At 64.2% G+C, this 18,366-nt stretch carries 16 protein-coding genes; 10 read left to right on the top strand and 6 right to left on the bottom strand.

The window, feature by feature from the left end; genetic code table 11:
- Positions 1-5: 5 nt before the first annotated feature.
- The 6 genes from SPHME3_RS0102760 (at position 6) to SPHME3_RS0102735 (ending at position 5,662) form a co-directional block, all read left to right on the top strand.
- Positions 6-1,106 (top strand): flagellar basal body P-ring protein FlgI, encoded by a 1,101-nt coding sequence (locus tag SPHME3_RS0102760; protein WP_017977377.1) that lies wholly within the window; start codon positions 6-8, stop codon positions 1,104-1,106.
- Positions 1,103-1,435 (top strand): rod-binding protein, encoded by a 333-nt coding sequence (locus SPHME3_RS0102755; protein WP_017977378.1) that lies wholly within the window; start codon positions 1,103-1,105, stop codon positions 1,433-1,435. Before SPHME3_RS0102760 ends, SPHME3_RS0102755 begins: the two co-directional genes overlap by 4 nt.
- A complete protein-coding gene (gene flgK / locus SPHME3_RS0102750; RefSeq protein WP_017977379.1) occupies positions 1,432-2,775 on the top strand; it encodes a flagellar hook-associated protein FlgK in 1,344 nt (447 codons plus the stop codon). Before SPHME3_RS0102755 ends, flgK begins: the two co-directional genes overlap by 4 nt.
- Positions 2,776-2,783: 8 nt before the next feature.
- Positions 2,784-3,686, top strand: a complete 903-nt coding sequence (flgL, locus tag SPHME3_RS0102745; RefSeq protein ID WP_017977380.1) for a flagellar hook-associated protein FlgL — start codon at positions 2,784-2,786, stop codon at positions 3,684-3,686.
- A gap of 203 nt (positions 3,687-3,889) precedes the next feature.
- Positions 3,890-4,753 carry a flagellar motor stator protein MotA gene (motA, locus tag SPHME3_RS0102740; RefSeq protein WP_020486342.1) on the top strand — a complete coding sequence of 288 codons (864 nt, stop codon included), beginning with the start codon at positions 3,890-3,892 and terminating at the stop codon, positions 4,751-4,753.
- 6 nt (positions 4,754-4,759) lie between these two features.
- A complete protein-coding gene (locus tag SPHME3_RS0102735; protein ID WP_017977382.1) occupies positions 4,760-5,662 on the top strand; it encodes a flagellar motor protein MotB in 903 nt (300 codons plus the stop codon).
- Positions 5,663-5,777: 115 nt separating this feature from the next.
- Here the strand turns inward: SPHME3_RS0102735 and SPHME3_RS0102730 are convergent, their stop codons facing one another.
- The 3 genes from SPHME3_RS0102730 to SPHME3_RS0102720 all read right to left on the bottom strand — a co-directional run bounded on the left by SPHME3_RS0102730 (position 5,778) and on the right by SPHME3_RS0102720 (position 8,521).
- On the bottom strand, positions 5,778-6,269 hold the full coding sequence (locus SPHME3_RS0102730; protein ID WP_017977383.1) for a MucR family transcriptional regulator: 492 nt from the start codon (positions 6,267-6,269) through the stop codon (positions 5,778-5,780).
- A 129-nt stretch (positions 6,270-6,398) separates the two neighbouring features.
- Positions 6,399-7,562 carry an alpha-hydroxy-acid oxidizing protein gene (locus tag SPHME3_RS0102725; protein ID WP_017977384.1) on the bottom strand — a complete coding sequence of 388 codons (1,164 nt, stop codon included), beginning with the start codon at positions 7,560-7,562 and terminating at the stop codon, positions 6,399-6,401.
- 170 nt (positions 7,563-7,732) lie between these two features.
- Complete coding sequence (locus tag SPHME3_RS0102720; RefSeq protein WP_017977385.1) at positions 7,733-8,521, bottom strand: class II aldolase/adducin family protein; 789 nt, start codon at positions 8,519-8,521, stop codon at positions 7,733-7,735.
- Positions 8,522-8,835: 314 nt separating this feature from the next.
- Here SPHME3_RS0102720 and SPHME3_RS0102715 point away from each other — a divergent pair, with 314 nt between their 5' ends.
- Complete coding sequence (locus SPHME3_RS0102715; protein WP_081609107.1) at positions 8,836-9,063, top strand: BrnT family toxin; 228 nt, start codon at positions 8,836-8,838, stop codon at positions 9,061-9,063.
- Positions 9,047-9,319, top strand: a complete 273-nt coding sequence (locus SPHME3_RS0102710) for a BrnA antitoxin family protein (protein ID WP_026151780.1) — start codon at positions 9,047-9,049, stop codon at positions 9,317-9,319. The genes SPHME3_RS0102715 and SPHME3_RS0102710 overlap by 17 nt, the downstream gene beginning before the upstream one ends.
- A gap of 154 nt (positions 9,320-9,473) precedes the next feature.
- On the opposite strand, the gene SPHME3_RS21260 is transcribed toward SPHME3_RS0102710, so the two are convergent.
- The 3 genes from SPHME3_RS21260 to uvrA form a co-directional block, all read right to left on the bottom strand.
- Positions 9,474-9,962 carry a hypothetical protein gene (locus SPHME3_RS21260; RefSeq protein WP_172436185.1) on the bottom strand — a complete coding sequence of 163 codons (489 nt, stop codon included), beginning with the start codon at positions 9,960-9,962 and terminating at the stop codon, positions 9,474-9,476.
- Entirely contained in the window at positions 9,959-11,323 is a 1,365-nt protein-coding gene (locus SPHME3_RS20605; protein ID WP_081609108.1) for an AAA family ATPase, read from the bottom strand. The genes SPHME3_RS21260 and SPHME3_RS20605 overlap by 4 nt, the downstream gene beginning before the upstream one ends.
- A 93-nt stretch (positions 11,324-11,416) precedes the next feature.
- The gene (gene uvrA, locus SPHME3_RS0102700; protein ID WP_017977389.1) at positions 11,417-14,290 is read right to left on the bottom strand and encodes an excinuclease ABC subunit UvrA; all 2,874 of its coding nucleotides are present in this window, start codon (positions 14,288-14,290) and stop codon (positions 11,417-11,419) included.
- A gap of 130 nt (positions 14,291-14,420) precedes the next feature.
- On the opposite strand from uvrA, the gene SPHME3_RS21255 reads away from it, so the two are divergent.
- On the top strand, positions 14,421-14,825 hold the full coding sequence (locus tag SPHME3_RS21255) for a hypothetical protein (RefSeq protein ID WP_017977390.1): 405 nt from the start codon (positions 14,421-14,423) through the stop codon (positions 14,823-14,825).
- A gap of 365 nt (positions 14,826-15,190) precedes the next feature.
- Complete coding sequence (locus tag SPHME3_RS0102690; protein WP_017977391.1) at positions 15,191-18,286, top strand: TonB-dependent receptor domain-containing protein; 3,096 nt, start codon at positions 15,191-15,193, stop codon at positions 18,284-18,286.
- Positions 18,287-18,366: the final 80 nt, after the last annotated feature.

Below are 18,366 nucleotides of genomic sequence, written 5' to 3'. Positions count from 1 at the left end.
TGCCCATGTTCCGCCGTCTGATCCTCTCGCTCGCCGCCGCTCTGGCCTTCGTCGCTGCGCCTGCGCAGGCCGACCGGATCAAGGATCTGGGCGGTTTCCAGGGCATCCGTTCGAACCAGCTGACCGGCTATGGCGTGGTCGTCGGCCTGCCCGGCACGGGTGACGACAATCTCGAATATACCGTCCAGTCGCTCAAAGCCGTCGCGTCGCGCTTTGGCCTGCAGCTGCCGCCGGGGGCCAATCCGGGGATGAAGAACGCGGCGGTCGTGATGATCACCGCCGACCTGCCGCCCTTCGCCAAGCCGGGACAGAAGCTCGACATCACCGTCGCTTCGATGGGCAAGGCCAAGTCCCTGCGCGGCGGCAGCCTGGTGCTGACGCCGCTGCTGGGTGCGGATAACCAGATCTATGCGATGGCGCAGGGCAACCTTGCCGTTGGCGGTCTGGGTGCCGAGGGCGCGGACGGATCGAAGATCGTCGTCAACGTGCCCTCCGCCGGGCGCATTCCCGATGGGGCCACCGTCGAACGTGCGGTCGCGACCGGCTTCGATTCGACGCCGAACCTCACCTTCAACCTCGCGCGGGCCGATTTCACCACCGCGCAGAACGTCGCGCAGGCGATCAATGCGAAGCTCGGCTTCGGCACCGCCGAGGCGATCGACGGCGTGTCGATCGCGGTGCGCGCGCCGCCGGGCGCCGATGTGCGCGCGACGCTGATGTCGACGATCGAGAACCTCGACGTCGTGTCGGCCGAGCCGCCGGCAAAAGTAATTGTAAATGCACGCACCGGAACGGTCGTTATCAATTCTGCGGTCAGGGTGGGTCCGGCCGCGGTGACGCACGGCAAGCTGACCGTGCGCATCGACGAGAACCAGCGGATCAGCCAGCCTGCTCCGTTCAGCCAGGGCCAGACCGCGCTGGAGCGCAAGTCCAACGTGTCGGTCGAGGAGGAGAAGAAGCCGATGTTCCTGCTCACGCCCGGGCCGAAGCTCGCCGATGTGGTGAAGGCGGTGAACGCGATCGGTGCGTCTCCGGCAGACCTCGTCGCGATCCTGGAGGCGCTGAAGGAAGCCGGCAGCCTGAAGGCGGAGTTGATCGTCCTGTGACGGGGCCCTCGATCTCGAATGGCGTCGCCGGTGCCGGGGGCATCTCGACCGATACGTCGCGCCTCAAGACCGCGGACAACCTGAAGAAGGCGGGCCAGCAGTTCGAAGCGGTTTTCACCGGCATGATGCTGAAAAGCATGCGGCAGGCGAAGCTGGCCGATCCGCTGTTCGATTCGAAGGCGATCGATACCTTCACCGAGATGCAGGACGCCCGCGTCGCGCAGACGATGTCGGAGACGACGCCGCTCGGCATCGGCAAGGCGATGACCGCCTTCCTCGCCAAGAAGCAATCGGATCTTAACGACTCCACGGCAGATCCGCCCAAATGAGCGATATGCTGTCGATCGGCGCGTCCGGCGTCCGCGCGTATCAAACCGCGCTTGCGACCGTTGGCGAGAACATCGCCAACGTGAATTCGGCCGGCTACACGCGTCGACAAGTCGCGCTGAACGAAGTGGCCGGCGTCGGCACGACCTTCGCCTATGCCGCGGGCAACGGCGTCACGCTGACCGGCGTTACGCGATCGACCGACATCTATTCCAGCCGCGCGCTGCGCGCCGCGAACAGCGACCTGTCGCGCACGACCAGCGGTGCGGCCTGGCTGGATCGTATCCAGGGCGCGCTGACCGGCAATGCGCTGACGTCGCGCGTCACCAATTTCTTCGGCGCGGCGCAGGCGCTCGCCGCCGAGCCTGATTCGACCGCGCTGCGCACCGGTATGGTCAGCGCCGCGACCTCCGCCGCGATCGCTTTCACCGCGACGGGAAAGGCGTTCGACCAGATCGATGCCGATATCGATACCGCCGGCAATCAGGCCGCGCAGGATCTGACGTCGCTCGGCGTGTCGCTGTCCAAGATCAACGAAGGCATCAGTCGTTCGCAGCCGGGCAGCACCGCGGCTGCGCAGCTGATGGACCAGCGCGACGACGTCCTGTCACAGATGAGCAACCTCAGCGACATCACCACGACGTTCGATTCGATCGGGCGGGCGACGGTCAACCTGGGCGGATCGAGCGGCGCGCCGTTCGTGCGCGGCACCGGTGCCGGCACCGTCACCTATGCGCGCGACGACACCGGCAAGATCGCCTTCAGCATCACGGTGGGGATCGAGAAGACGCAGATCACCCCCGGCGGCGGCACGCTGGGCGGTCTGGTGGACGGCGCGCAGCGGGCCTCGTCGATCCGCGACGTGCTCAATTCGGTCGCGGGGCAGTTCGTCAAGACGGTCAACGACAACCAGGCAGCGGGCAAGGACCAGAACAACCAGACCGGCGCGGCGATGTTCGTCATCGACCAGACGCGGCCAGCGACCGAGATGAGCGTCGCCACCGGTTTCGTCGGCAGCCAAATCGCGGCGGGCACCGGGGGCGGATCGCGCGATGCGTCGAACCTCGCCGCGCTGGAAGCGACGCGCAACAGCAAGGGTTATGAGGCGCAGCTGACGACGCTCGTCACCGACAATGCCACCGCCTACAAGCAGAAGAACACGATCGCAGACGCGCAGACATCGATCCGCGACGGCGCGGCGACGGCGCTGTCGTCTTCGACCGGTGTCAATCTCGATTCGGAGGCGGTCGATCTCATTCGATTCCAACAGGCCTATGCCGCCTCGAGCCGCGTGATCCAGGTCGCGCGCGAGACGATGCAGACGCTTCTGGATATGCGGTAGGATTGCCCATGCAGATTTCGACCAGCCTGTTCTACAGTAACGCCTCCAGCCGCTTAACCAAGATGAGCGACAAGGCGCAGGAACTGCAGACGCAGATCGCGACCGGCAAGAAGCTGATCAAGCCGTCCGACGACCCCGCCGGCGCGCAGCAGCTCGCCGAACTCGATCGTCGCGACGCCGATGCGGCGGTGTACGGCACCAATCTAACGCTGGCGAGCTCGCTGCTCGATCAGGCGGATGGTGTGCTCAAGCAGATCACCGCACAGCTGACGCGCGCGACCGAACTCGCGACACAGGCGGCGACCGGGACGCAGACCGACGCCGCGCGCAAGAGCATCGCGACCGAAATCACCTCGGTCGTCCAGTCGCTGGTCACGCTCGCCAATTCGCGCAACGTGCGCGGCCAGCCGCTGTTCGGCACCGTCGACGGCACCAAGGCGGTGACCGACAATGGCAACGGCACCTTCACCTTCCCGGCGAACAACACGCTCGTGTCCGAAGTGCCGATCGCCGATGGGCAGACGATCCAGGCGACCGAGAGCGCCAAGACGATCTTCGACCTGGGCAATGGCGACAACACGCTGGCGATGCTGAGCCGCATGGCGGCGACGCTGAACGGCGGCGGCGACGTGTCGTCGTCGATGAGCACGGCGCTCGATTCGCTGAGCCAGGCCGTCGACCAGGTCGCCAACGTGCAGGCCTCAGTCGGGTCGCGGTCGGCGCGCGTCGATCTGCAACAGCAATTGCTGACCACGGCGAACACTGATCGCGCCGATCTGCGCGGCAAGCTGGAGCAGGTCGACGTCACCGACGCGATCGTCCAGTTGCAGCAGATGATGACCGCGCTGTCGGCGTCGCAGGCGAGCTTCACCAAGCTCTCGCAGCTCTCACTGTTCGATTACCTGAAGTAACGTAGGCCAAGGCCGACGCAGGTAAAGTCCCGTCGCCGCGCGAGCGGCGGTCGTGGCCGCGTGCCGTTCGCGCGGCAGGGCGTTGCCACAGGTTTTTGTCCGGAACGGCCAAATCCGGGGCATGGTAACCACTTGTCTAGGAAATGCGGTTAACCCGGTAAGCCACAAGAGTCGGCATCGCCGGCTAAACGGGGGTTCCCACAGTGTTTCCTGCGATCGGTCTCGTCGTTCTACTCGGCATGGTGTTCGGCGGTTTCGCCATCACCGGCGGTGCCCTTGGCCCCGTGTTCGAGGCGATCCCGCACGAGATGCTCATCATCGGCGGCGCCGCAGCGGGCGCGCTGATTATCGGCAACTCGGGCGCCGAGTTGAAGGCGATGGGCGGCGGCCTCGCCAAGGTGTTCAAGGGGCCCAAGTACAAGAAGCAGGACTATCTCGACGTCATCTTCCTCGTCAGCAAGCTGATGAAGATGCTGCGCATGGATGGCCCGATCGCGCTCGAACCGCATGTCGAGGACCCCAAGTCGTCGTCGGTGTTCAGCGAATATCCGCGCCTGCTCGCCGACCATACGCTGGTCAATCTGATCGCCGATACGCTGCGTCTGGTCGTCGTGTCGTCGGGTACGCTCGACGTGCATGCGGTGGAAGAGGTGATGGACCATGCGATCAAGTCGCACCATCACGAGGTCGAGGGGCCGGAGCATACGCTAACCAGCCTCGCCGATTCGCTGCCCGCGCTCGGCATCGTCGCCGCGGTGCTCGGCATCGTGAAGACGATGGGCTCGATCGACAAGCCACCGTCGGTGCTGGGCGGCATGATCGGCTCGGCGCTGGTCGGTACGTTCATGGGCGTGTTGCTGGCGTACGGCATCGTCAATCCGCTCGCCGGGCGCCTGAAGCAGATCATCCATGCCGACGCCGCCATCTATCACGTCGTCAAGCAGATCATCATCGCCTCGCTGCACGGCCACCCGCAGCCGCTGGTGATCGAGGCCGCGCGAAGCGGCATCGCGCACAAGAACCAGCCCGGCTTTGCCGAGGTGTTCGACGGCTTGCGCGGCAAGTAAGATCCGATGGCGCGCGCAGCACCGCACGGCAACAACCAGCCGCCCAAGATCGTCATCGTCAAGAAGATCACCATCGCCGGTGGTGGTCACCATGGCGGTGCGTGGAAGGTCGCCTATGCCGACTTCGTGACCGCGATGATGGCGTTCTTCCTGCTCCTGTGGCTGCTCGGCGCGACCACGGAGAAGCAGCGCAAGGGCATCGCCGACTATTTCGCGCCGACCCTGATCGACAAGAAGTCGTTGGGCCTGGGCGGCAATGGCGTGCTGGGCGGCGAATCGATCCTCAGCAACAACAAGCTGGGTCCGAAGGCGGCGGCGGCGCCGATCGCGTCGATCGGCGTGCCGATCATGCAGACCGGCGGCGACCGCAGCGGCACGGGCGACAAGGGATCGCTGCGCAATCCGACCGCGACCGCGCTCGACCAGAAGGCGTTCGAGGCGATCAAGCAGGAGATCGAGAAGCAGATAATGAGTTCGAAGAGCCTGTCGAAGCTCGCGAGCCATATCCGCTTCGTGCCGACGCAGGACGGGCTGCGCATCGATCTGGTCGACGATGCCGATTATTCGATGTTCGCGCTGGGCACGACGGCGCTGGATTCGCGGGCGTCGGACCTGATCGGGATGATCGCCGGCACGATCGCGGGGACGCCCAACACGATCATGATCCGCGGCCATACCGACAGCGTGCCCTATGGCGACCCCAGGGCGATGAACAACTGGATGCTGTCGTCCGGCCGCGCGGAATCGACGCGGCGGCGGCTGGCGCTGGGCGGCATTCCGGAATCGCGCTTCGAGCGGATCGAGGGGGTGGCGGATCGCGAGCCGATCGTCGTCAACGATCCCGGTGATCCGCGCAATCGCCGCGTCGCGATCACCCTGCTGTATCGCAAGGGCGCCTTCGGCCAATAGCGGCCCCTCGTCATCGCCGGATACGAAAGACCCGCGCGGAAGGCATCCCTTCCGCGCGGGTCTTGCGTTCGTCCCCTCCAGCGCCGTGGGGGCGGCGGCGGAGGGGCGTGGCCGATCAGGCCTCGACGGCGTCCGCCGGCTTGCGACCGCGCTTGGCAGCGGCGGCGCCGTCGCCCTTGCGCGCGCCGGGCTTGCGGCCGAGACCGATCTTCTTGGCCATCGCGCGGCGGCTTTCCGAATAGGTTTCGGCGACCATCGGGTAATCCGGCTTCAGGCCATAACGTTCGCGATATTCGGCCGGCGTCATGCCATGGGTGGCGAGGTGACGACGCAAGGTCTTGTACGGCTTGCCGTCGATCATCGAGATGATGTGATCCTTCGACGCCAGCGACTTACGCACCGAAACCGCGGGCGTATATTCAGTCGCCGGTGCGCTTTCCGTTTCCGTGGTGCCGGTGCCAAGCAGCGCCGAGACGGTGTCGTGCATCTTGCCGAGGAAGGCCGGAACCTCATCAGCGGAAATACGGGTGTTGGGGTTGCCGAGCCAAGCAATCGTCAGTTCGGTTGCCAGTTCGACGGCATTCAGGTCGGACGTTTCATCAGTCATAGTTTGCTCCTTTGACTGACAATAGCCCTAGACAACAGACAAGGCGCGTCAACCCTGCGGCGACCCGAATTGATCGGTCGATCAAAGCAAATGTAGAAAAGGGAATGAAAATACTGTCATCAAGACTGATCAGGCCGTTCGTGACGCACCCGCGGCCCGTACGGCGGCGAGATCGGGATAGCCGTTGACCGCCATCAGCAGGTCCGCCTCCGCCAAGATACAGCGTAGGACATGCGCCGCGCCAGCCGCGCCGTCGAGCGCCAGTCCATAGCTGTAGGGGCGGCCGATACCGACCGCGGCGGCGCCCAGCGCCAGCGCCTTCACCACGTCACTGCCCGAGCGGATGCCGGAATCGAACAGTACGGGCGTGCGGCCCGCCGCGGCGACGACATCCGGCAGCATGTCAATCGCAGCGATGCCGCCGTTCGCCTGACGACCGCCGTGATTCGAGCAATAGATGGCGTCCGCGCCCGTATCGATGGCGCGGCGTGCGTCGTCGGGGTGGCAGATGCCCTTCAGGATCAGCGGCAGCTTGGTGAGCGAGCGCAGCCAGGGCATGTCGTCCCAGGTCAGCACCTTGCCGAACGTCGCCGCCCAGCTGCGCACCGCGGCGGCGGGGTCCTGCTCGGGCGGGGTTTGCAGCAGGCGGCGGAAGACGGGATCGCTGAAGTAGTTCGCCAGCACATGGCCGCGCAGCTGCGGGAAGTTGCCGGTGTTGAGGTCGCGGGGGCGCCAGCCCGTCACCCAGGTGTCGAGCGTCACGACGATGCCCTTGTAGCCCGCCGCCTCGGCGCGGGAGACGAGGCTGGCGGCGAGGTCGCGGTCCTTGGGGGTGTAGAGCTGGAAGAAGCCGGGGGTGTCGCCCATCGCCTGTGCGACGTCCTCCAGCGGATCGTTGGACAAAGTGGAGGCGACCAGCGGCACGCGCGTCTCGGCGGCGGCGCGGGCGGCGGCGAGGTCGCCGTGGCCGTCGGGGGTCATCAGCCCGGTAACGCCGATCGGCGCCATGAAGATCGGGCTGGGCAGGCGCAGGCCGAACAGGTCGATCGACAGGTCGCGAGTCGCGCAATCGACCATCATCCGCGGCACCATGCCCCAGTGGCGGAAGGCGGCGGCGTTATGGTCCTGCGTATATTCGTCGCCGCAGCCGCCCTGGACGTAATCGCGCACCGATGCCGGCATCGCCGCGGTGGCGCGGGCGGCGAGCGTGGCGAAGTCGACGGGCACCTTGGGCACCACGCCCGACAGGCCGGCGAAGTAGATGGCGTTCTGATAGTCGCCGTAATGGGGCATCGGGCTTGCCTTTACCTGCGCGCGTCAGCGCGTCTTTATGGTCGCGCGAAGACGCGAAGACGCCAAGGTGTTGCGATCGGGAAGGACCTTGGTCTGTCTTCGCTTAAGGGCTGACGAGGCGGCTTCGCCGGGTGCGCCCTCTTTGCGTCTTCGCGTCTTCGCGTGAACGATTACTCCCTATAGCTGGGATCGATGCGGTCGAGCTTGCGCAGCAGCGCGGGCCAGGCGAGGCCTTGCGCGAGCATCGCCATGCCGGCGCCGCTTGACTGTTCCTCGACCTTTTCGGCGACGCCCTGGTTGGGGGTGTTGAGGTTCTCCCGCCCCGCGCTGAGCATCAGGATCTGCGCTTCGCAGGCGCGTTCGAGGAAGTACATGCGCACGAACGCCTGAGCGACGCTGGCGCCGACCGCGAGCGTGCCGTGGTTGCGCAGGATCATGCTGCTCTTGGTGCCCAGGTCCGCGACCAGCCGCTCGCGCTCGTCCAGCTCGGTCGCGATGCCTTCGAAGTCGTGATAGGCGACGTCGTGGCCGGCGATCATCGCGGTCTGCGTATGGGGCAGCAGCCCTTCGCGCATCGCCGACACCGCCTGCCCGTGCGGCGTGTGGAGGTGGAGCACCGCGGCGGCATCCTCCCGCGCGGCATGGATCGCCGAATGGATGACGAAGCCGGCGCGGTTCACGGGGGCGGGCGTATCGTCGATCTTGTTGCCGTCGAGGTCGATCTTGACCAGCGACGAGGCGGTGATCTCTTCGAACATCAGATTGTAGGGGTTGATGAGGAAGTGGTGCTCCGGCCCCGGCACGCGCGCGGACAGATGCGTGAAGATCAGATCGTCCCAGCCATAATGCGCGACCAGACGATAGGCGGCGGCAAGATCGACGCGCAGCGCCCATTCCTCCGGGCTGATCGAGTCGCGCCGCGACGCCGTAACGGAATCGGGACGTAGAGCGGTGGCCATGGATGATCCTCTCTCTTTTCTATGGGCTTAGGATGCCATGGATCGCGGCGAGGGGACAGGGCGTGCGGCCGCGGAAAGTCACAAAAGTCACGCCCACGCACGTGTTTCGCGGAAGCGAGCATCGCGGGCGGCAGGGCGGCGAGATCGGACATCAGCAGCGCGCGGCTCCGGCGGACAGCGAGTCGCGCGGTGTAGGCGAGGCGGGGGCGTGTAGGACAGTTTGTCTCGTGGAATGTCCAACATGGATGTATGTGTAGCTACATAAAGGGGGCGGATGTGGAGACAGCTTCGATCCCAAGAAACGCGATAAGGTCCTGCGTGAGCGAGGCCTCGACTTTGCCGCCGAAGCTAGGGTGTTCGAGGGGCGAAGCCGGACCGTCATCGATGACCGTGTCGATTACGGTGAGGTGCGGCAGATCACATATGGCTGGATGGAGCAGGTCGCGGTGGCGGTGGTCTGGACGGAGCGCGACGGCGCATGCCGCGTGATCTCGATGCGACGAATGCACCGATGGGAGATCAGATATGTCGGATGGGATTGACCCCGATGACGCCCCCGAATTGACGGAGGACATGGCGGCGATCGCTGAGGTTCGCGTCGGCGGCAGGGTGGTTCGCCCGGCGAGCGGCTATCTCGGACCCGATGGTGTCGTACGTGGCCGTCCACCGTTGCGCGAGCAGGCCAAGCGCCAGGTGAAGCTGCGGCTCGACCCCGATGTGATCGAGCGGTTCCGCGCGGACGGGCCGGGCTGGCAGGGGCGGATGAACGCGGCGCTGCGCAAGGCGGCGGGGCTATAGGGTTCCTCGCGATCGGCGCGCCTGCCGGGAGGAAGGATTATGTTCGCGCGGAGGCGCGGAGGCCGCAGAGAGCGGGCGTGCGCGGCGGCGTCTTTTGCTTGTCTCGCCGTGCGGGGAGGGCGGGAGCGTCCGGCAGACGCGACACCTCTGCGGCCTACCGCCCGCAAAGTTGAACCACCGAAACGCCTAGTTCTTCTATTTGGACAGCAAATTCGGTATAATCGGAATCCACGGCGTTCAATACTTGTGCCGGAGGAGCATTGCGAGCCAGAGCGAGATAGATCATGTCGTCGGCGTCGAACCCACACTGCACGAATGACTCTGGAAGACCTCGGCCATGCTCTTCTGGTAGGCCGATCCGAAGAACTCGCTCAGGATTATATGAATTTTGATATACGGCCATCAGGAATGCGTCGCCACTTCCCGGTTGACCTGACATAGATGCTTTGCGCCGATAATAGCTTAAAACAAGGTCTTGATCATCCAGAAGCACGATCTCGGAACGAATTGCTCGCTGCAATGCTTCGATGCAAGCGAGGCGACAGTCGTCATCGGCCTCAGGGCAAAGCAGAGCAAGGCCCTGCAACGACCGGCCTATATCGTTAGCAACCGCGATAACGTTTTCGTCTATAGCTAGATTCAAGCTTCCTCTCTTCGCCGTTTTATAACCGCAGTTTCACGGGCAATAATCTCTCCAAATTGATCCCCGAAGAAGTCTTTAGGCCAATTTTCTATAACGCCGTCCGAATTTAAACGGAGATTATCCAAATTAGATCTTCCTTCGCGGTTATCAGCGAAGTAGACGGCGACGTCGTCGTTAGATACATTTCCATACGCGGTATCGCGCTCCGCAATACGGCGCATCATGCGTGTGAGAAGATGTTCGCTATGACTTTCGACAATAAGCTGCAGTTTTCTTACTTTTGCGACTGATATAAACAGATCGGCAAGGCCGGCCTGAACTGCGGGGTGCAAATGTATCTCGGGCTGCTCCATAAGAATGGACGAGCCTTCCGGCGCGTAATACAGCAGCGTCAAGACCGGTAATATTTGTGAAACACCAAAGCCAACATCGGTGAGCGCCGCTTCGGACGACGCTGCCGTTTTCTTGACAAATACACGAAATAGTCCGGACCCCTCCGACAGTTCTCTAACTTGAAAAGATTCAATCAAGCCTAGCTCTCGAAGCCACCATGCAATCGTCTCTTGAAATCCCATTAATTTCTGGCGTTTGCGGACGTTGCGTTTTTCGCCACGCTCATCTGCGGCGAGAATGGCTTCAACCGTTCGCTCGCCCCTAGGGCCGACATCCGAGGGATTGCTTCCAGACCAAGTGTATTGGCGCTGCGGATCCTCTCTTAATGGTCCCAGATAAAGAAGGTTGTCAATCTGTTCAACATAGCTTGACTCAAAAATTCGCAAGAATTGAGCATTTTGAAAATAAGTCTGAGCCTGATCAGGATAAGAATAGCCCTTCGTTGGCTCAGGAAGGTCCCACGCTCGGCCGAGAGTGCGGACAAACCGAAAATCGGTATCGTGCGTGTCCAGCTGATAGCGGGACTTCTCTTCTTTTCGCGAAATCAAAAAAGAGGCTTTGCCAAAGCGATACGCCATGTACTGCGTCTCTACCTGCCGACGCTTGGCAGCTACTTCAACACTAATCGTCAAGTCTTCGCCGGAAAAAAGCCTAGTTGGCTTTGTCTTTGCTGGATCGTTGATATTCAAAACTTTGGGAAGAGACCAGGTCATGTCCCATGTTAGCATATTCGTATCGTCGTGCTGGAACACGGCATCACGAAATGATCCCAAGTCTGTCAGTGCTCCGGAGAAATCTAAAGCGACCAGCGGATCGTTTGAGTCTTTTGTTTGCTTTAGCAAAAGCAAAAACTGTAAAAGGCTGCTTTTCCCGGAGCTGTTGGCGCCATATATCAACGTGATAGGACGAAAGCTAACGTCTACCTCTTTCCACGCCTTGAAATTCTCCAACACCAAACGGCGAAGCACATTGACCTCCGATTTATTCGAAGCTTTCTAATGCATGTAGCGAATCACGCAAGACGCCCCCTACTGTGCTGCTATGGCCTCCCGGGCCCGCCGCTATAACAACGGCGCTAGATACTTACCCGTAAAGCTCCGCGGCTCCTTCACCACATCCTCCGGCGTGCCGGTGGCGACGATTTCACCGCCCTTCACGCCGCCTTCGGGGCCCAGGTCGACGATCCAGTCCGCCGTCTTGATGACGTCGAGATTGTGTTCGATGACGACGACGGTGTTACCCTGCTCGACCAGCGCGTGGAGGACTTCGAGCAGCTTGCGCACGTCTTCGAAGTGCAGGCCCGTCGTCGGTTCGTCGAGGATGTAGAGCGTGTTGCCGGTGGCGCGGCGTGAGAGTTCCTTGGCGAGCTTGACGCGCTGTGCTTCGCCGCCCGACAGGGTGGTCGCCTGCTGGCCGACCTTGACGTAGCCCAGGCCCACTTCGACCAGCATTTCCATCTTGTCGCGGATCGGGGGCACGGCCTTGAAGAACTCCGCGGCGTCCTCGACGGTCATGTCGAGCACGTCGGCGATGCTCTTGCCCTTGAACTTCACCTCCAGCGTCTCGCGGTTGTAGCGGGCGCCGTGGCAGACGTCGCAGGTGACGTAGACGTCGGGGAGGAAGTGCATCTCGATCTTGAGCACGCCGTCGCCCTGGCACGCCTCGCAGCGGCCGCCCTTAACGTTGAAGCTGAAGCGGCCGGGCTTGTAGCCGCGCGCCTGCGCCTCCGGCAGGCCGGCGAACCAGTCGCGGATCTGCGTGAAGCTGCCGGTGTAGGTCGCCGGGTTCGACCGCGGCGTGCGGCCGATCGGCGACTGGTCGATGTCGATCACCTTGTCGAGGTGCTGGAGGCCGGTGACCTTGTCGTGCTTGCCCGCCAGGATGCGCGCGCCGTTGAGTTGCCTCGCGGCGGCGGCGTAGAGCGTGTCGATCGTGAAGCTCGACTTGCCCGATCCCGACACGCCGGTGATGCAGGTGAAGGTGCCGAGCGGGATCGACGCGGTCACGCCGGTGAGGTTGTTGGCGCGCGCGTTGTGGACGGTCAGCTTCTTGCCGTTGCCCTTGCGGCGTTGCGTGGGGACGGGGACTTGGCGGGTGCCGTTGAGGTAATCGGCGGTGATGCTGGTCTTGCTCTTGAGCAATTGCTTGAGCGTGCCCTGCGCCACGATCTGGCCGCCGTGGACGCCGGCGCCCGGCCCCATGTCGATGACGTAATCGGCGGTGCGGATCGCGTCCTCGTCATGCTCGACCACCAGCACGGTGTTGCCGAGGTCGCGCAGGCGGCGGAGCGTCGCGAGCAACATGTCGTTGTCGCGCTGGTGCAGCCCGATGCTGGGCTCGTCGAGGACGTACAAGACGCCCGACAGGCCGCTGCCGATCTGCGACGCCAGGCGGATACGCTGGCTCTCGCCGCCCGACAGCGTGCCCGACGTGCGATCGAGGTTGAGGTAATCGAGGCCGACGTTGTTGAGGAAGCCCAGGCGCTCGACGATCTCTTTCAGGATGCGTTCGGCGATCGCGCGCTGCTGGTCGCCGAGGTGGTTGGGCAGATCGGTGAAGAAGGCGAGCGCGTCGACCACGCTGAGGTGCGTGGCGTGGGCGATGTCGGTATGCGCGATCTTGACCGCGAGCGCTTCGGGCTTGAGGCGCGCGCCGTGGCAGACCTCGCACGGGCGCGACGACTGGTATTTGCCCAACTCCTCGCGCATCCACGCGCTCTCGGTCTGAAGCAGGCGGCGGTTGAGGTTGCCGATCACGCCCTCGAACGGTTTCTTGACGTCGTAGCTCTTCTTGCCGTCGACGAAGGTGAGCGTGACCGCCTTGCCCTTGGTGCCGAACAGGATGACGTCCTGCGTTTCGGGGGGCAGGTCCTTCCACGGCGTATCGAGGTCGAATTTATATTCGCGCGCGAGCGAGCCGAGGACCTGCATGTAATAGGGGCTGGGCGGGTTGGACTTCGCCCAGGGGACGACGGCGCCCTTCTTGATGCTGAGGTCGTGGTTGGGGACGACGAGGTCTTCGTCGAACAGCAGCTTTTCGCCGAGGCCGTCGCACGCGGGGCAGGCGCCCTGGGGGGCGTTGAACGAAAACAGGCGCGGTTCGATCTCGGCGATGGTGAAGCCGCTGATCGGGCAGGCGAACTTTTCGCTGAACACGATGCGGCCGGCGGGCGCGTTGTCGCCGAGGACTTCGGACTTGGGGGTGTGTGGTTCGACGGGGTCGGCCGGGTCGATATAGGCGAGACCGTCGGCGAGCTTCAGCGCGGTTTCGAAGCTTTCGGCCAGGCGCGTCGCGGCGTCGGCGCGGACGACGAGGCGGTCGACGACGATCTCGATGTCGTGCTTGTACTTCTTGTCGAGCGCAGGCGCCTCGTCGATCTCATGGATCGTGCCGTCGATGCGCACGCGGGTGAAGCCCGCCTTCTGCCATTCGGCGAGTTCCTTGCGATATTCGCCCTTCCGCCCGCGCACGACGGGGGCGAGCAGGTACAGGCGCGTGCCCTCGGGCAGCGCCATGACGCGGTCGACCATCTGGCTGACGGTCTGCGCGGCGATCGGCTCGCCGGTGGCGGGCGAATAGGGGATGCCGACGCGCGCCCAGAGCAGGCGCATGTAATCGTAGATTTCGGTGACGGTCGCGACGGTCGAGCGCGGATTGCGCGATGTCGTCTTCTGCTCGATCGAGATGGCGGGGGACAGGCCCTCGATATGGTCGACGTCGGGCTTCTGCATCAGCTCGAGGAACTGGCGTGCATAGGCCGACAGCGATTCGACGTAGCGGCGCTGCCCCTCGGCATAGATGGTGTCGAAGGCGAGGCTCGATTTGCCAGACCCCGACAGGCCGGTGATGACCGTCAGCGTGTCGCGGGGGATGTCGACGTCGACGTCCTTGAGATTGTGCTCGCGCGCGCCGCGGACGGAAATTTTGGTCAGCATGAAGCGGGTTCTACTTCTGTTCTGTTTCTGATGCTAGTCTGGCAGGTAGGAACGCTTGCGCGCGATTTCGAGCCGCATTGAAAGCATGCCAGCGGTGTCTTACGTCTGTGCCACACGAGGAGAAGGCGCGATGGGCAAGAAGCACAAGAAGGCGAAGCTTCCGAAGGAAGTGCTGGGCGTGAAGCTGCCCAAGGAGGTGCGCGAGGTGGGCGGTGCGCTGCTCGAAAAGGCGAACAGCCCGCAGGGGCGCGAGATGCTGGCGGCGGGGCTGACGATGGCTGCGGCCGCGGCGACCGCGGCGCTGGCCAAGGGACGCGCCGAGCGCGCCGCCAAGCCGGACGCGCCGCGCCCGCCCGAGGTGCCGGTGCCGCCCGTGCCCCCGGTTCCGCCGGTTCCTCCTGTCCCGCCGGTGCCGCCCGTCTCGCCCGTCCCGCCGCAGGGCACGCAGACGCAGCCCGATCCGCAGGCGATCGCCGATGCGGTCGGCAAGGTGGCGGAGGCGATGCTGGGGCGATTGTTCGGTCGGAAAGACTGACGCAGCGGGGTTTGCGCGGCGCTCGCTGTCCGTCCGACATAGGGACCGATTGTATGGCGCCGGGACATCCAGGCTGCACCCGCGATGATGTCCGTTTAGCGCCGCGAGCGATATCGATCGGTCCGCGCGTCTGGGTCCGCCATCGCTCCGCGCGGCGGAGATACGAGGGTGGCATTTCCTCATTCCGCCAGTTGCGGCAACTTGGGGTCGGTGACCGGGCCTTCCGCGCAACATAGCGCCACTCGCTGTGGCTGTTTTGCAACGCAACGTTGCTGAAAGCGGAAATAGGTCAGCAGTACGTGCTTTACGCGAGCAAGACAGTCACACAAGCGTCACGCAGTCCAGAAGACTGACATTCCAAATCGATGACGCATGGGGCGACCGAAAACGGCGCCGTTGCAAAGGGGATATACGTGACGAAAACCGCTCGATTCGATGTGACGCGCAAGGCGGCTCTGCTCGCCGCGGCGACGCCGCTGGCGCTGGTGCTGGGGGCCGCTCCGGCGTTCGCGCAGACCGCGACGCAGACGCCTGCGCAGCTCGAGATCAAGGATCAGCAGACCGATCCGACCACGACGCAGGGCGCGAGCGATCAGGACAAGGCGAGCGACATCGTCGTCACCGGTTCGCTGTTCCGTCGCACCGACACCGAAACGCCGTCACCGGTCACCGTGCTGACCAGCGACACGCTGGCCAAGGCGGGCATCACCACCGCGTCGGACGCGATCCGTTCGATCTCGGCGGACAGCGCGGGCTCGATCGGCACCGGCTTCCAGTCGGGCTTCTCGGCCGGCGGTTCGGCCGTGTCGCTGCGCGGCCTCGGCGTGTCGTCGACGCTCGTGCTGATCGACGGGCTGCGCTCGGCCAATTTCCCGCTGAACGACGATGGCCATAACGCCTATGTCGACCTCAACTCGATCCCGTTCAGCCTGGTCGACCGGATCGAAGTGCTGAAGGACGGCGCATCGTCGACCTATGGCGCGGACGCGATCGGCGGCGTCGTCAACGTGATCCTGAAGAAGCACTTCACCGGCATCGACGGCCTGGTCGAAGGCGGTGTCGCCGAGCGCGGCGATGCGAGCCACCAGCGCGCGCAGCTGACGCTGGGCTATGGCGATTATGACCGCCAGGGTTTCAACGTCTACCTGAACGGCGAATATCAGCGCGACGGCCGTGTTTCGAACCACAGCCGCGGATTCCCGTACAACACGCAGGACCTGACCTCGATCGGCGGACTGGACAATAACGCGTCCGACCAGTCGCTGACCGTCAACGTGCCGACCGCCTATGTCACGCGCGTCCGCCAGACCGACCTCAACAACCCGCTCGCCGGCCAGGTCGGCGCCCCGCTGACCACGCGCTACGACGCGTTGGGCTTGGCCAATTGCGCGCGCGACACGTTCGCCGTCACCACCGGTTCGGCGCAGGGCACCGGCTGCAAGTACGACCTGGTCGACCTGTATCGCCAGATTCAGCCGCTGCAGGAGCGCTACTCGCTGCAGGGCCGCGTCAGCGTTCGCATCGCCGACAACGTCGAAGGCTATATCACTGGCAGCTACAGCCGCAGTGATGTCAGCATTAACGGCACGCCCTCGGCGATCCGCAACACGCAGCCGTTCGGCGGCGCACCGTCGGTCGCGTCGAACAACCCCGGCATCGTCCTGCCGGTGTACATCTGCGCGGCGGGCACCAATTGCGCGACCGCGGCGAACCGCCAGCTCAATCCGAACAACCCCTATGCGGCAGCGTTCGCCAACGACCCGACCAACGGCGCGGCGCGCATCTATTATCTGTTCGGCGACATCCCCGGCGGCAGCGATCGCAAGAACGAGGTGTACCGCGCCACCGCAGGCCTGAACGGCAATTTCGGCGACGGCCGTTACAACTGGCGTGTCGAGGGCGTGTACGCACGCGACGAGATTCAGCTGACGCAACGCGGCCTGATCAACATCGCGGGCCTCGCCCAGGCGATCAACACGGGGTCGTACAATTTCGTCAACCCGTCGCAGAACAGCGCGGCGGTGCGCAACGCGATCTCGCCCAACAAGGTGACGCCGTCGTTCTCGACCCAGGCGGCGCTGGATGCGTCGCTGTCCGCACGCCTCGCCGACCTGCCGGGCGGTCCGCTCCAGCTCGCCATCGGCGGGCAGGTGCGTCGCGAGACGCTGGAGAACAACAACCAGAATGCCGCGCTGGACACCTACGGCCTGTCGACCGCCTCGGCGTTCGGGTCGCACACCGTGTCGGCCGCCTATTTTGAAGCCGATGCGCCGATCCTCGACCAGGTCGAGCTGAACGTGTCGGGTCGCTACGACCATTATTCGGAAGGCTTCAGCCATTTCTCGCCGAAGGTCGGTGTCAAGTTCACGCCGATCAAGGAACTGGCGATCCGTGGCACCTATGCCGAGGGCTTCCGCGCGCCGACCTTCGCCGAATCGGGTCCGCGCAGCCAGTATGCGGGCTTCGTGTCGACGACCCCGCCGTGTAACTTCATTCTGCAGCACGGCGGCACCGGCACGGCGGCGTCGTGCTCGGCGAACGGCAACCCCTATAACCTCAACTACAATCTGGGCCGCGGCCTTGCAGGCAACCCCAACCTCCAGCCGGAAATCTCGCGCAGCTTCACCGGCGGCGTGATCTTCCAGCCGGTGCGCTGGCTGAGCCTGACGGTCGATTATTACAATGTCCGCAAGAAGAACCTGATCGTCACCGGTCCGGACTTTGGCAAGGCGGTCGCGGCCTATTACAATTCAGCGAACCTCGCCGCGGCGCAGACCGCGGTGGCCGGGGTCGGCCAGGGCTATTCGGTGAACACGACCGACGCGGTCGATCCGCTGTTCCCGAACGCGCTGCCGCGTGTCCTCATCATCAACGTGCCGTATGTGAACGCGAACTATGCGCTGACCTCGGGCATCGATTTCTCGGCGACGGCGACCGTGCCGTTGGGCGATGGGATCAAGTTCACCAGCCGCATCGAAGCGACGCACGTCATCAAGTACAACCTCGTCACCTCGGCGGGTGTGCAGCATTATGCCGGCACGATGGGCCCGTACGACCTGTCGTCGGGCAACGGCACGCCGTCGTGGCGCGGCAACTGGCAGAACACGTTGGACTTCGGCGATTACTCGCTGTCGGCGACGGCGTTCTACGTCAGCCGCATCAAGGCGGTGTCGGAAGACCAGGGCCTGCCGCTCGATTGCGCGAACGGCAATTTGTACACGCGTTCGTCGCCGCAGAACGAAGCCTTCTGCTACGTCAGCCCGTTCATCAACGTCGATCTGAACGGCACGGTGAAGGTCAACGACAAGTTCACCTTCTTCCTGAACGTGAAGAACGTGTTCGACGCCAAGGCGCCGGTCGCGCCGGCCGCCTATTCGAGCGCGCCGAACTTCCTGACCACCTGGCATTACGCCGGCCTGATCGGGCGCCAGTATCGCGCGGGCGCGTCGTTCCGCTTCTAAGCGGGGCACCGACGGCATACCTGGGGGGCTCCGCTGCGGCGGGGCCCCTCACATGGGAGTTCTCAGGTCAAGAGGCTGTG

The sequence above is a fragment of the Sphingomonas melonis DAPP-PG 224 genome (assembly GCF_000379045.1).
Classification (GTDB): domain Bacteria; phylum Pseudomonadota; class Alphaproteobacteria; order Sphingomonadales; family Sphingomonadaceae; genus Sphingomonas; species Sphingomonas aquatilis.
This window is presented reverse-complemented; position numbering and strand designations above follow the sequence as displayed.